General features: G+C 67.9%; 13 protein-coding genes and 1 pseudogene. 8 read left to right on the top strand and 6 right to left on the bottom strand.

Going from position 1 to position 11,818, the window contains the following annotated elements; all coding sequences use genetic code 11:
- Positions 1-357: 357 nt before the first annotated feature.
- From ABS88_RS08025 to ABS88_RS08005, 5 genes are all read right to left on the bottom strand, one after another.
- Positions 358-1,020: an inner membrane-spanning protein YciB gene (locus ABS88_RS08025; protein WP_104959289.1), complete on the bottom strand. Its 663-nt coding sequence runs from the start codon at positions 1,018-1,020 to the stop codon at positions 358-360.
- Complete coding sequence (gene ftsY / locus ABS88_RS08020; protein WP_076073717.1) at positions 1,017-1,940, bottom strand: signal recognition particle-docking protein FtsY; 924 nt, start codon at positions 1,938-1,940, stop codon at positions 1,017-1,019. Before ftsY ends, ABS88_RS08025 begins: the two co-directional genes overlap by 4 nt.
- Positions 1,937-3,181, bottom strand: coding sequence for a MiaB/RimO family radical SAM methylthiotransferase (locus ABS88_RS08015; RefSeq protein ID WP_104959290.1), 1,245 nt, complete (start codon positions 3,179-3,181; stop codon positions 1,937-1,939). Before ABS88_RS08015 ends, ftsY begins: the two co-directional genes overlap by 4 nt.
- Positions 3,178-3,984, bottom strand: a complete 807-nt coding sequence (gene dapF, locus ABS88_RS08010; protein WP_067110680.1) for a diaminopimelate epimerase — start codon at positions 3,982-3,984, stop codon at positions 3,178-3,180. Before dapF ends, ABS88_RS08015 begins: the two co-directional genes overlap by 4 nt.
- A gap of 88 nt (positions 3,985-4,072) precedes the next feature.
- A complete protein-coding gene (locus ABS88_RS08005) occupies positions 4,073-5,695 on the bottom strand; it encodes a putative bifunctional diguanylate cyclase/phosphodiesterase (RefSeq protein WP_076073720.1) in 1,623 nt (540 codons plus the stop codon).
- Positions 5,696-5,981: 286 nt separating this feature from the next.
- Between ABS88_RS08005 and ffh the strand changes: the two genes are divergently transcribed.
- The 5 genes and pseudogenes from ffh (at position 5,982) to ABS88_RS07980 (ending at position 9,402) form a co-directional block, all read left to right on the top strand.
- Entirely contained in the window at positions 5,982-7,427 is a 1,446-nt protein-coding gene (gene ffh, locus ABS88_RS08000; RefSeq protein ID WP_104959291.1) for a signal recognition particle protein, read from the top strand.
- Positions 7,428-7,467: 40 nt separating this feature from the next.
- Positions 7,468-7,947, top strand: a pseudogene (rpsP, locus tag ABS88_RS07995) (30S ribosomal protein S16); the annotation flags it as partial.
- A gap of 283 nt (positions 7,948-8,230) precedes the next feature.
- Positions 8,231-8,716 (top strand): ribosome maturation factor RimM, encoded by a 486-nt coding sequence (gene rimM, locus ABS88_RS07990; protein ID WP_104959293.1) that lies wholly within the window; start codon positions 8,231-8,233, stop codon positions 8,714-8,716.
- 30 nt (positions 8,717-8,746) lie between these two features.
- Entirely contained in the window at positions 8,747-9,028 is a 282-nt protein-coding gene (locus tag ABS88_RS07985; RefSeq protein WP_076073730.1) for an AbrB/MazE/SpoVT family DNA-binding domain-containing protein, read from the top strand.
- Positions 9,025-9,402: a type II toxin-antitoxin system VapC family toxin gene (locus tag ABS88_RS07980; RefSeq protein ID WP_286749586.1), complete on the top strand. Its 378-nt coding sequence runs from the start codon at positions 9,025-9,027 to the stop codon at positions 9,400-9,402. The genes ABS88_RS07985 and ABS88_RS07980 overlap by 4 nt, the downstream gene beginning before the upstream one ends.
- 12 nt (positions 9,403-9,414) lie before the next feature.
- Here the strand turns inward: ABS88_RS07980 and ABS88_RS07975 are convergent, their stop codons facing one another.
- Complete coding sequence (locus ABS88_RS07975) at positions 9,415-9,585, bottom strand: hypothetical protein (protein ID WP_241942519.1); 171 nt, start codon at positions 9,583-9,585, stop codon at positions 9,415-9,417.
- 85 nt (positions 9,586-9,670) lie between these two features.
- On the opposite strand from ABS88_RS07975, the gene ABS88_RS07970 reads away from it, so the two are divergent.
- From ABS88_RS07970 to rplS, 3 genes are read left to right on the top strand one after another with little or no spacing between them, the layout of a single operon-like run.
- On the top strand, positions 9,671-10,606 hold the full coding sequence (locus ABS88_RS07970; protein WP_286749584.1) for a LysR substrate-binding domain-containing protein: 936 nt from the start codon (positions 9,671-9,673) through the stop codon (positions 10,604-10,606).
- Positions 10,603-11,349 carry a tRNA (guanosine(37)-N1)-methyltransferase TrmD gene (gene trmD, locus ABS88_RS07965; RefSeq protein WP_104960273.1) on the top strand — a complete coding sequence of 249 codons (747 nt, stop codon included), beginning with the start codon at positions 10,603-10,605 and terminating at the stop codon, positions 11,347-11,349. The genes ABS88_RS07970 and trmD overlap by 4 nt, the downstream gene beginning before the upstream one ends.
- The gene (rplS, locus tag ABS88_RS07960; protein WP_067110698.1) at positions 11,346-11,723 is read left to right on the top strand and encodes a 50S ribosomal protein L19; all 378 of its coding nucleotides are present in this window, start codon (positions 11,346-11,348) and stop codon (positions 11,721-11,723) included. The genes trmD and rplS overlap by 4 nt, the downstream gene beginning before the upstream one ends.
- Positions 11,724-11,818 lie beyond the last annotated feature (95 nt).

The raw sequence follows: 11,818 nt of genomic DNA, 5'->3' as shown, positions 1-11,818 counted from the left end.
GTCGTCCCGTTCCAAAGTATCGTGCGTTGAATCCGCCCCGCTGGAATCGGAGTGATGCCGATTTCGTGCACGCTGCTATAGAGCATCGAGCCTTAATCTGACCCATCGTCCCGTTCGTGTCGAGCGAAGTCGAGACACTCATCGGCCTTGCGCCAGGCTGATGGGTGTCTCGACTTCGCTCGACACGAACGGATAAGAGGCGGTGCAGGTTTATGGCACGCGGCTATCGAGCTGCACAGGATAGCCATTGCGAGCGATCTCCAAGCGTGCGTTCATTCGGGCCGATGGCTGGAGATTGCTTCCCCCGGACCCGATCCGGGGTCGCAATGACGATGGGGGATTTGGCGATGTCGGCCCTCAGCCTTCGGCTTCCTCCGGCACTGCCAGACCGTTCTTCAGCATCACCGGCACCTGCGTCAGCGTGAAGAGGAAGGAGAGCGCGGTCACGCCCCACACCTTGATCGTCAGCCACAGGTCGAAGCTCATCCGCTGCGCCTCGATCAGCTCGTACATGACATGGTTGGCGATGCCGAGGACGGCGAAGAACAGGCCCCAGTTGCGCGAGAGCAGCAGCCAGCCGCGCTCGGTCATGCCTTCGAGCGCCGACTGCAGCAGATATTTGAGCATCGGCTTGCCCAGCGCCCAGCCGCCGAGCAGCAGGATGGCGAAGGCCGCGTAGATGATCGTCGGCTTCATCACGATGAAGCGTTCGTCGTGGAACCAGACGGTCAGCGCGCCGAAGCCGATGACGAGGACGCCCGACATCCACAGCATCGGCGAAATCCTGCCGAGCTTCCATTTCGACACCGCCATCGCGACGACGATCGCGGCCATGAAGGCGAGCGTGCCCTTGATCGCCCCGGCGGTCGCCGCAAAGGCGCCGCTGCCGCCCGAGCTGAACTTGTAGACGAGGAAGAAGACGAGCAGCGGCCCGAAATCGATCGCGAAGTTCAGCCAGCCATGTTTCGCGGGCGGCGGCGCGGGGATCGGCTCGGGGCCGCCGGGAAGCTGGTCGCTCATCGGATATTTCCTGCAATGATGCCCGCGATCTCGTCGGCGTCGAAGGGGCGGAGATCGTCGATCGTCTCGCCGATGCCGATCGCGTGAATGGGAAGCCCGTGGCGCTCGGCCGCGGCGACGAGGACGCCGCCGCGCGCGGTGCCGTCGAGCTTGGTCATGACGAGGCCGGTGACGCCCGCGACCTCGCGGAACACGTCGATCTGCGACAGCGCATTCTGCCCCGTCGTCGCGTCGAGCACCAGCACGACGTCGTGCGGCGCGGCGGGGTTCAGGCGGCCGAGCACGCGCTTGATCTTGGCGAGTTCGTCCATCAGCTCGCGCTTGTTCTGCAGGCGGCCCGCGGTGTCGACGATCAGCACGTCGATGCCGGTCGCGGTCGCCTGCTTGACCGCGTCGAACACGATGCCCGCGGCGTCGCCGCCCTCCGGCCCCGCCATGATTGGCACACCGAGCCGCTCGGCCCAGACCTTGAGCTGTCCGATCGCGGCGGCGCGGAAGGTGTCGCCGGCGACGAGCATCACGCCATAATCCTGTTCCTGGAACAGGTGCGCGAGCTTGGCGATGGTGGTCGTCTTGCCCGACCCGTTGACACCGATCACCAGGATCACCTGCGGGCGCGGGAAGGCGTCGATCTCGAGCGGTTCGGCGACCGGGCGCAGCACCGCCGCGATCTCTTCGGCCACGACCTTGCGCAGTTCCTCGGTGCCGGCCGCGACCGCGTCGCGCCGCGCCGCGAGCCGCTCGCGGATGCGCGCCGCCATCGCGGGGCCGAGGTCGGCGGTGATCAGCGCCTCCTCGATCCGGTCGAGGTCGTCGTCGTCGAGCCGCCCCTTGCCGGTCAGCCCCGACAGATTCTCGCCCAGCCGTTCCGACGTGCGGCGCAGGCCGCCGAACAGCCGTTCGCTCCAACTCGTGCTCATGCCGTTCCATCCTTGTCGATGCGGGTTGCCGCCATCCGCTCGCCGTCGCGCGCGCCGATGCGCACCGGCACGATGCTGCCGGGCGCCGCAGGCGCCGCGAGCGTCAGGGCGGTGAAATCCTCGCCATGGCCGCTCACGCCGTCGCGCTCGACGAGCATCGCGGCGATGCGTCCGCGCCGCGCGTCCATCCAGGTGTGGCGGCGGCGCGCATTGGCCTCGCGCAGGCGTGCCGCGCGCTCGCGGGCGACGGCGCGGCCGACCTGCGGCATGCGCGCCGCCGGGGTGCCGGCGCGCGGGCTGTAGGGGAAGATATGGCCGAAGACGATGTCGCAATCGTCGACCAGCGCCAGCGTGTTCGCGAACATGCCGGCATCCTCGGTCGGAAAGCCGGCGATCAGGTCGGCGCCGATCGCGATGCCGGGGCGCGCGGCCTTGAGCCGTTCGACGAGCCGCACCGCGTCGGCGCGGCGGTGGCGCCGCTTCATCCGCCGCAGCACCATGTCGTCGCCCGCCTGGAGCGACAGGTGGACATGCGGCATCACGCGCGCCTCCTGCGTCAGCAGCGCGAACAGCGCGTCGTCGATGCGGTCGGGGTCGAGCGACGAGAGGCGGAGGCGGTCGAGGCCGGGGAGGGCGAGCAACGCCTCGGCCAGCGCAGCGAGGCTGGTGCCGCTGTCGTCGCCATAGCTGGCGAGGTCGACGCCGGTGAGCACGATCTCGCGCTGGCCGCGGTCGAGCGCGGTGCGTGCGGCGGCGATGACGGATTCGATGCTCGCCGACCGTGCCGTCCCGCGCGCAAGCACCGTGGCGCAGAAGGTGCAATCGTGCGAGCAGCCAGTCTGGACGCCCAGGAAGGCGCGGGCGTGGTCGGCGCCGGAGAGGGCGGGGGGGTAGGACGGAGCATATTGCCGGCGCGGTTTCGCGCCGGGATTTTGGCGGTAGCTTTCGGCGAGCCCCTTGGCATCGTTGGCTACCACCCGCGCGCCCATGTCCGCGAAGCGCTGCGCTTCCAGTTCCGCCGCGCATCCGGTCACCACGACATTGGCGCCCGGCCGTTCGCGCAGCGCGCGTCGCACTGCCTGCCGCGCCTGCCGCACCGCCTCGTCGGTCACGGCGCAGCTGTTGAACACGATCGTGTCGGTCGCGCCCGCGCGCAGCGCCGCCGTGCGGACCGCTTCGCCCTCGGCGAGGTTGAGCCGGCAGCCGAAATTGACGACCTCGACGCGGGGGCCGGCGCTCATCCGAAGCGGGCCCAGTCGGTCTCGCCTTCGAACACGCGCGTCGCGGCGCCGCTCATCACGATCGGCTCGCCCTCGGCCCAGCGGATGACGAGGTCGCCGCCGGGCAGCGACACGGTGACGGGCGAGCGAACCAGCCCGGCGCGGATCGCGGCGACCGCGGTCGCGCAGGCGCCGGTGCCGCACGCGTGCGTCAGCCCGACGCCGCGTTCCCAGACGCGCAGCTGAAGCTGGTCCTCGCCGTCGAGGCTGGCGACGTTGACGTTGACGCGCTCGGGAAACAGCGGATCGCTCTCGATCCGCGGCCCCAGATCGGCGAGCGGCACGGCGTCGGCCTCGGGGACGAAGAAGATGATATGCGGGTTGCCGACATTGACCGCCGCGCCATGTTCGAGCTCGTCCCAGGCGACGGGCATGTCGCGCGTGTCCATCGGCATCGCGAGCGGAATCCGCTCCCAGTCGAACGCCGGCTCGCCGAGCGTCACTTCGGCGCCGCCGTCGGCCGGCGTGACGCGCAGCATCCCGCCCAGCGTCTCGATCACCGCGGGCTTGCCGAGCAGCGTCGCGACGCAGCGCGTCGCATTGCCGCACGCCTCGACCTCGCCGCCGTCGGCGTTGAAGATGCGCATCCGGACATCGGCCTTGTCGGACGGTTCGAGCAGGATGAGCTGGTCGCACCCGATGCCGTGGCGGCGGTCGGCGATCGCATGCGCGCGCGCCGGCGTCATCGCGACCGCATGCTCGCGCGCGTCGATGACGACGAAGTCGTTGCCGAGGCCGTGCATCTTGGTGAAACGATCCGCCATAGCGGGCGCATTTAGGGATGCGGGGCGGGGAAGTCTAGCGAGGCGTCCGAGTCCGCCCGACTCTCGCTTTCCTTGCGGAGAGGGCGTTTCACGCCTGCTTGCGCAATTCGTCTTCCTCGCCCGCCGGTGCGTCGGGCAACGCCGGCATCCGCAGCAGGCCGCGGTCGGCGAGCATCCGCGCCGTGTCGTCGGCGGACATCGCGCGCCCATAATGCCAGCCCTGCCCCTTGAGGCAGCCGAGCCGCATCAGTTCGATCGCGCTCGCTTCGTCCTCGACCCCCTCGGCGGTGATCGGCATGGCGAGGCTTTCGCCGAGCCGGATGATCGCGACGACGATCGCCCGCGCATCGGAACTGCCGCGCATCGCCGCGATGAAGCTCTTGTCGATCTTGATCCGGTCGAACGGCAGCGCGCGCAGGTGCGACAGCGACGAATAGCCGGTGCCGAAATCGTCGAGCGAAAGCGACACGCCTTGATTCTTGAGGCTGGTGACGATCGAGCGGACGAGGGGCAGATTCTCGAACAGCGAGCTTTCGGTGATCTCGACCTCGAGCTGGCTTGCCGGAAAGCCCGTTTCGACGAGCAGCTTGGTCAGCTTCTGGCTGAACCAGGGGTCCTTCAGCTGCTGCGGCGAGATGTTGACCGCGAGCATGATCGAGGGGTCCCAGGCCTTGGCCGCCTCCATCGCCTGGCGGATGACCTGCAGCGACAGTTCGCCGATCAGCCCGCTTTCCTCCGCGATCGGGATGAAGCGTTCGGGCGGGATCATCCCATATTCGGGCGAATCCCAGCGCATCAGCATCTCGAAACCGACGAGGCGGCCGCTCGCGATGTCGACCTGCGGCTCGAAATGGGGAACGAACTCGCCGCGCGGCATGCCGCCGCGGATTCCGGTCTCGATCTGGTTGCGGACCTGGACCGCCATCTCCATCCCCGGTTCGAACCAGATGTGGCGGTTCCGGCCCTTGTCCTTGCCGTGGTACATGGCGATGTCGGCCTGGCGGACCATCGTTTCCATCGTCGTGCTCGCGTCGTCGGCGAGCGCGATCCCCAGCGAGGCGCCGATGCGGATATGCTGCGCGTCGTGCGCGACCGAATCCTCGAGCGCGGCGACGAGCTGCGCCGCGAGCGCGTCGATCTGGGACCGCGCGGCGGGCTCGAAGACCAGCATCGCGACGAATTCGTCGCCGCCGAGTCGCGCCTTGGCCGCGTTCGGCGGCAGGACTGTGCTGATCCGGTCGGCCGCGACCTTCAGCACGCGGTCGCCCGCGGCGTGGCCGTGGATGTCGTTGACGGTCTTGAAATGATCGAGGTCGAGCAGGAAGAGCGCGACCTGCCGCTGCTGCGCCGCGGCGCGCGCGATCAGCTCCTGTCCCCGCGCCAGCAGCGCGCGGCGGTTGAGGAAACCGGTCAGCGGGTCGGTGTCGGCGAGGTAGCGCGCGCGCTGCTCGGCCTCGGTCCGCTCGCGGATCTCGCGGTTGAGATCCTCGTAGCGGCGCCAGCCGAACAGGATCAGCGCGATGTTGAGGACCAGCGCGACCGACAGCACCTTGTCGGGACCGCCGCCCAGGCCGATCAGCGTCTGGACCACCGCCTGCATCACGTTGCTGCCGGTGCCCACGAAAAGCAGGATCGCCGCAACGACGATGCCGCCGGCAACGATATCGCGCCGCGCATCCTCGCTGCGATCGCGCCGCCTGGGCGCCGCCATTGTCTGAATAGTCCCCACCATCGACGCGATACTGCCCGCGAAGCGGTGAAATTTGCGTTAAGTGATCCGGGGGCGGCGGAACGGCGCGGTCGCTTCGATCTTCTGCGCTGCCGCGACTTGCCTTTTGCCGCCCTTTTGCCTAAAGGCGCGGCGTGCGTCCGCATGATGCGGATGGACGGATCGACATCCGCGACGGAAATTCTGTCCACGGATAGCCGCTGGTTGGCGAGGTTTCGCTCACCGGCGTCTTTTGCGTTGCGGTGTAGGTAAGGGATTGTAAAGGCGCATGTTCGACAGTCTGAGCAATCGGCTTGGCGACGTTTTCGGAAAGCTGCGCGGCCGCGGCGCGCTGACCGAGGCCGACGTGCGCGCCGCGATGCGAGAGGTGCGAATCGCGCTGCTCGAGGCCGATGTCGCGCTGCCCGTCGTGCGCAGCTTCGTCGACCAGGTCACCGAACTGGCGATCGGCCAGAATGTCCTGCGCTCGGTCACCCCGGGCCAGCAGGTGGTCAAGATCGTCAGCGACGCGCTGACCGAGATGCTCGGCGCCGAGGCGGCCGAGCTCGACCTCGCCGTCACCCCGCCGGCCGTCATCATGATGGTCGGCCTGCAAGGCTCCGGCAAGACCACGACGACCGCGAAGATCGCGAAGCGGCTGAAGGAAAAGGAGCGCAAGAAGGTGCTGATGGCGTCGCTCGACGTCAATCGCCCCGCCGCGCAGGAACAGCTGGCCGTGCTCGGCGAGCAGATCGACGTCGCGACGCTGCCGATCGTCGCGGGCCAGCAGCCGACCCAGATCGCGCAGCGCGCCCTGCAGGCGGCGAAGCTGCAAGGCTTCGACGTGCTGCTGCTCGACACCGCGGGCCGCCTTCACGTCGACCAGCAGCTGATGGACGAGATGCAGGCGGTGGCGCGCACCGCCGAGCCGGCCGAGACCCTGCTGGTCGTCGACAGCCTGACCGGCCAGGATGCGGTGCAGGTCGCGCAGCGCTTCACCGAACAGGTGCCGCTGACCGGCGTCGTGCTGACCCGCATGGACGGCGACGCGCGCGGCGGCGCCGCGCTGTCGATGCGCGCCGTCACCGGCAAGCCGATCAAGTTCGCGGGCACGGGCGAGAAGCTCGACGGGCTGGAGACCTTTCACCCCGCGCGCATCGCCAACCGCATCCTCGGCATGGGCGACGTCGTCAGCCTTGTCGAGCGTGCCGCCGAGACCATCCAGGCCGACGAGGCCGAGGCGATGGCGAAGAAGATGGCGAAGGGGCAGTTCGACCTGAACGACCTTCGCACGCAGCTCAACCAGATGCGCCGCATGGGCGGGCTCGGCGCGCTCGCCGGCATGATCCCCGGCCTCAAGAAGGCGCAGGCGGCGATGGCGCAGAGCGGCACCGACGACAAGATGCTCGTGCATTTCGACGCGATCATGGGATCGATGACCCCCAGGGAGCGCGCGAAGCCGGAGATCATCAACGCCAAGCGCAAGATCCGCATCGCCAACGGATCGGGCACGACGGTGCAGCAGGTGAACAAGGTGCTCAAGATGCACCAGGAAATGTCCACTGCGATGAAGAAGATCCGCAAGATGGGCGGGCTGAAGGGCCTCGGTGCGCTGTTCGGGCGCGGCGGCGGCATGCCCGGCCTTGGCGGCGGCGGAATGGGCGGCGGTCTGCCCGGGCTGGGCAGCGGCGGCCTGCCGCCCGACCTCGCCAATCTGATCAACAAGAAGAAATAATCCGAATATTCCCGATTTTCAGACAAAGAAGGACAATATCATGGCTACCTCCATTCGCCTGTCGCGCGGCGGTTCGAAAAAGCGCCCCTATTACAAGATCGTCGTCGCCGATTCGCGGTCCCCTCGCGACGGCCGCTTCATCGAGCGCATCGGCAGCTACAACCCGCTGCTCGGCAAGGATAATCCCGATCGCGTGAAGCTCGACGTCGAGCGTGCGAAGCATTGGGTCTCGGTCGGCGCGCAGCCGACCGACCGCGTCGCCCGCTTCCTCGACGTCCTGGGCGTCAAGGAACGCGCCGCGCGCAGCAACCCGCAGAAGGGCGAGCCGGGCGAGAAGGCCAAGGAGCGCGCCGAGGAGAAGGCCGCGAAGCTGGCCGAGGCCGAGGAAGCCGCGAAGGAAGCCGCCGCGGCTCCGGCTCCCGAGGCGCCCGCCGAGGAAGCGGCTGCGCCCGAGGCCGCCGAAGCACCTGCGGCTCCCGAAGCCGTCGAATCGCCCGCGGCTCCGGAAGCCGCCGAATCGGATGCGACCGGATCGGTGAAGAGCGAAGCGACGGCCGAAGCCGTTGCCGATGCGGTGGCCGACGAGGTTCCGGCCGAAGCGACCGCCGAAGATGCGGCCGCGATCGCCGAGGAAGTCGCCGAAGGCGGCCCGGTCCCGGAAGCCGAAGAAAAGACCGAAGGTTGATTCTTCTCCCCTCCCGCTTGCGGGAGGGGTCGGGGGTGGGCCTGTGACCGCCAAGTCAGAGCGCTCGCCTTCGGCTCGCCCCACCCCTAACCCCTCCCGCAAGCGGGAGGGGAACGATATGGACCGTCCCGTCACCCTCGCCGCCATCGCCGGCGCGCACGGGGTGCGGGGCGAGGTGCGGCTGAAGCTGTTCGGCGAAGGCGCGGATGCTCTCCGCGCCTTTTCCGTTTTCGAAGCGGGCGGGCGCAAGCTGACGCTGAAATCGGTGCGCACCGCCAATCAGGGCGCCGTCGCCAGCTTCACCGAAATCACCGACCGCGGCGCGGCGGAGGCCTTACGCGGCACATTGCTGACCGTTCCCCGCTCGGCGCTGCCGCCGCTGGGTGAGGGCGAATATTATCACCACGACCTGATCGGCCTGCCGTGCGTGTCCACAGATGGAACCGCGCTGGGCTATGTCGCCGGCATCGAGAATTTCGGCGCGGGCGACATAATCGAAATCGAAAAACCGAACGGCAAGCGCTTCATGGTCCCGATGAATGCGCAGGCGGTGCCGGAGTGGAGCGACGACGGCATCGTCGTTGACGCCGCTTTCGTCGAATAGTATATACATAATGTATATACGGAGACGGCAATGACGAAGGAATATCGGGCCAAGGTTTTCAAGTCGGGCAATTCGGTCGCGTTGCGGTTGCCGAAGGCGCTCGGGCTGGAAGCAGGCACCGAGATGATCTTGCGCGAAGAGCATGGCCAGTTCCGTTTCGAACCGGCCGACAAGCCCAAGGCGAAGATCGACGTCAGCGGCTTCGCGGGCAAGGCGCCGGGCATCAAGCTGGCGCCGCGCGAGGACTTCGATGAACGCCCGAGCGCGATTGCAGCGCGCAAGGCAGCCGAGGAAGCGGCAAAGAAAGCGTGATCCGCTACCTGATAGACGCCGACGCCGCTGTCTATGCGATGGACGACGGACATGAATTGCTGACCGCGCGCGTCGCCGACCATGCACCGGGCGAAATCGCGATGTCTGTCATCAGCTATGCCGAAGTCGCCTATGGCACTTACGTCGGTAAGCCGCCGCCGCCCGAAATCCTCGAAGCGTTCATCGAAGCCATACCGCTTGTCCCGTTCGACGAGGCGGCGGCGCGGGCCTATACGAAGCTGCCGTTCAAGCGCGCCCGCTTCGACCGCCTGCTTGCGGCGCATGCCCTCAGCATCGGAGCGATCATCATCCCCAACAATGAAGATGATTTTGCCGATGTTCCGGGGCTCCGCGTCGAGAACTGGACGCGGTAGCGCCCGGCCTGCTCAGCAAATGCCGCTTATGCCGCTGCGGCGGCGGGGGTCGGGGCTGCGTGCGTCTCGCGGGCGGCGTAGCCGGGCGATGGCGGTGGCCAGCGACGCGAAGCCGCGGTCGAGGTCGGCGCTGAAACGGCCGTGATTCTCGGCCCAGCCGCGCATCCACATTTCGTCGATCATCATTCTTCTCCTGCGGGATGGATGCGAGCCAGATGCGCCTTGCGTCCGCATATCGCCAACAAAAGCTTTGCGGCATGATATAAGGATGACTTATAGATCGGCGATGCCCAACCTGCCCCCTCTCGCCGCGATTCGCGCCTTCGAAGCCGCCGGCAGGCGGGAGAATTTCTCGCGCGCCGCCGAAGAGCTCGGGATGACGCAGGCGGCGGTCAGCTATCAGATACGTCAATTGGAGGATCGCCTCGGCCGGGCGCTGTTCGTCCGCGAGAAAGGGCGGGTGCGCCTGTCCGAGACGGGGCAGCGGCTGCTTCCGGCGGTCCGTGCCGCCTTCGCGTCGATGGGCGACGCCTTCGCCGCGATCGGCGATGACGAGGCGGACATATTGACGATCAGCGCCGCGGTCACCTTTGGCGGCACCTGGCTCAGCGCGCGCATCGGGCGCTTTCAGCTGCGCTATCCCGATCTGGCGGTGCGGCTGTCGATGTCGAACGACTATGTCGATTTCGACGCGTCGAACGTCGACGTCGCGATCCGCATCGGTCCGGGGGGCTGGCCGGGGCTGCGCGCCGATTTCCTGTTCCGCAGCCATGTGACGCCGATTTGCTCGCCGGCCTTTCGCGACGCGAACCGGATCGCGGCGCCGGTCGACCTGCTGCGCGTCGAGCGGCTCGCGCCGAACGACGGCTGGTGGGCGGGATGGCTCGCCGAAGCGGGAGTCGACGTCGCGCCGCCGCCGCGCCGCGGGGTCGAACTCGACAGCCAGCTTCAGGAGGCGAGCGCGGTGCAGGGGGGCTATGGCGTCGCGCTGATGACGCCGCTGCTGTGGCGCGCCGAACTCGACAGCGGGCGGATGGTCCAGCCGTTCGACACCCTCTACCAGCCCGGCGGCGCCAACTGGCTCGTCTATCGCGAAGGCCGCAGCCGCGTGCGCAAGATCGAACGCTTCCGCGAATGGCTGCACGAAGAGATGGAAAAGGATCGTCCGCTGCTGCCCGAGGCGCTATGGGAGCCGCTGCCATGAGCTTCGCCGCCGTTCCCCTGACCCTTTATCCCGACATGTTCCCCGGTCCGCTGGGGCACAGCATGGCGGGGCGAGCGCTCGAGAGCGGCCTGTGGTCGTGCGCGCCGGTGCAGATCCGCGATTTCGCGGCGGACAGGCATCGCACCGTCGACGACACCCCGGCGGGCGGCGGGGCGGGGATGGTGCTGAAGGCCGACGTGCTGGCGGCGGCGGTCGATCATGCGGCGGCGGAGCATCCCGGTTTGCCGATTCTGGCGATGACCCCGCGCGGCAAGCCGATCACGCAGGCCCGCGTGCGCGACTTGGCGGCGGGGCCGGGGGCGATCATCCTGTGCGGCCGCTTCGAGGGGTTCGACGAGCGCATCTTCGACGCGCGGGCGATCGAAGAGGTGTCGATGGCCGATATCGTCCTGTCGGGCGGCGAGATGGCGGCGCTGCTGCTTCTCGACGCTTGCATTCGGCTGCTTCCCGGCGTAATGGGCGCGGCTTCCAGCGGGGACGACGAATCGTTCGAGAACGGTCTGATCGAATATCCGCACTATACCCGACCTGTCACATGGGAAGGGCGCACGATCCCCGAAGTGCTGCGATCGGGGGATCATGCGAAGATCGCCGCCTGGCGGAAACAAAGGGCGGAAGAGGACACACGGTTACGCAGGCCGGACCTTTGGGAGCGTCATGTCGACGCTCGGGACCGACCTGCCTCTGGCGCGCGGCGAAAAGAGAAGGACGAGAGGCCATGAACCTCATCCAGACGATCGAAGCCGAGGAAATCGCCAAGGCTGCCAAGGATATCCCGACGTTCCGCCCCGGCGACACGCTGCGCGTCGGCGTGAAGGTGGTCGAAGGCGAACGCACCCGCGTCCAGAATTTCGAGGGCGTGTGCATCGCGCGCTCGAACAAGGGCATGGGCTCCAACTTCACCGTGCGCAAGATGTCGTTCGGCGAAGGTGTCGAGCGCGTCTTCCCGCTCTATTCGCCCAACATCGACAGCATTACCGTCGTCCGCAAGGGCGCCGTCCGTCGTGCGAAGCTCTACTATCTGCGGGGCCGCACCGGTAAATCGGCGCGTATTGCGGAGCGCCGCGAATACCGGTCGGAAGCCGGCGAAGGCTAAGGAGAGCTTTCTCCCCACAAAGCCGAAACAGCTTTCCAAGACGACCGGTTCCGCCCCAGCGCGAAACCGGTCGTTTTTCGTTTCAAGCACCAGCA

It is taken from the genome of Sphingopyxis sp. SCN 67-31 (assembly GCF_001725095.1).
Note: the sequence above shows the minus strand (reverse complement) of the source record. Positions and strands in the feature narration are given on the sequence as shown.

What these genes read in the sequence shown, in the direction of transcription:
- ABS88_RS08025 (WP_104959289.1), bottom strand. Translation starts at nt 1,020, where the DNA reads ATGAGCGACCAGCTTCCCGGCGGCCCCGAGCCGATCCCCGCGCCGCCG.
- ftsY (WP_076073717.1), bottom strand. Translation starts at nt 1,940, where the DNA reads ATGAGCACGAGTTGGAGCGAACGGCTGTTCGGCGGCCTGCGCCGCACG.
- ABS88_RS08015 (WP_104959290.1), bottom strand. Translation starts at nt 3,181, where the DNA reads ATGAGCGCCGGCCCCCGCGTCGAGGTCGTCAATTTCGGCTGCCGGCTC.
- dapF (WP_067110680.1), bottom strand. Translation starts at nt 3,984, where the DNA reads ATGGCGGATCGTTTCACCAAGATGCACGGCCTCGGCAACGACTTCGTC.
- ABS88_RS08005 (WP_076073720.1), bottom strand. Translation starts at nt 5,695, where the DNA reads ATGGCGGCGCCCAGGCGGCGCGATCGCAGCGAGGATGCGCGGCGCGAT.
- ffh (WP_104959291.1), top strand. Translation starts at nt 5,982, where the DNA reads ATGTTCGACAGTCTGAGCAATCGGCTTGGCGACGTTTTCGGAAAGCTG.
- rimM (WP_104959293.1), top strand. Translation starts at nt 8,231, where the DNA reads ATGGACCGTCCCGTCACCCTCGCCGCCATCGCCGGCGCGCACGGGGTG.
- ABS88_RS07985 (WP_076073730.1), top strand. Translation starts at nt 8,747, where the DNA reads ATGACGAAGGAATATCGGGCCAAGGTTTTCAAGTCGGGCAATTCGGTC.
- ABS88_RS07975 (WP_241942519.1), bottom strand. Translation starts at nt 9,585, where the DNA reads ATGATCGACGAAATGTGGATGCGCGGCTGGGCCGAGAATCACGGCCGT.
- ABS88_RS07970 (WP_286749584.1), top strand. Translation starts at nt 9,671, where the DNA reads ATGACTTATAGATCGGCGATGCCCAACCTGCCCCCTCTCGCCGCGATT.
- trmD (WP_104960273.1), top strand. Translation starts at nt 10,603, where the DNA reads ATGAGCTTCGCCGCCGTTCCCCTGACCCTTTATCCCGACATGTTCCCC.
- rplS (WP_067110698.1), top strand. Translation starts at nt 11,346, where the DNA reads ATGAACCTCATCCAGACGATCGAAGCCGAGGAAATCGCCAAGGCTGCC.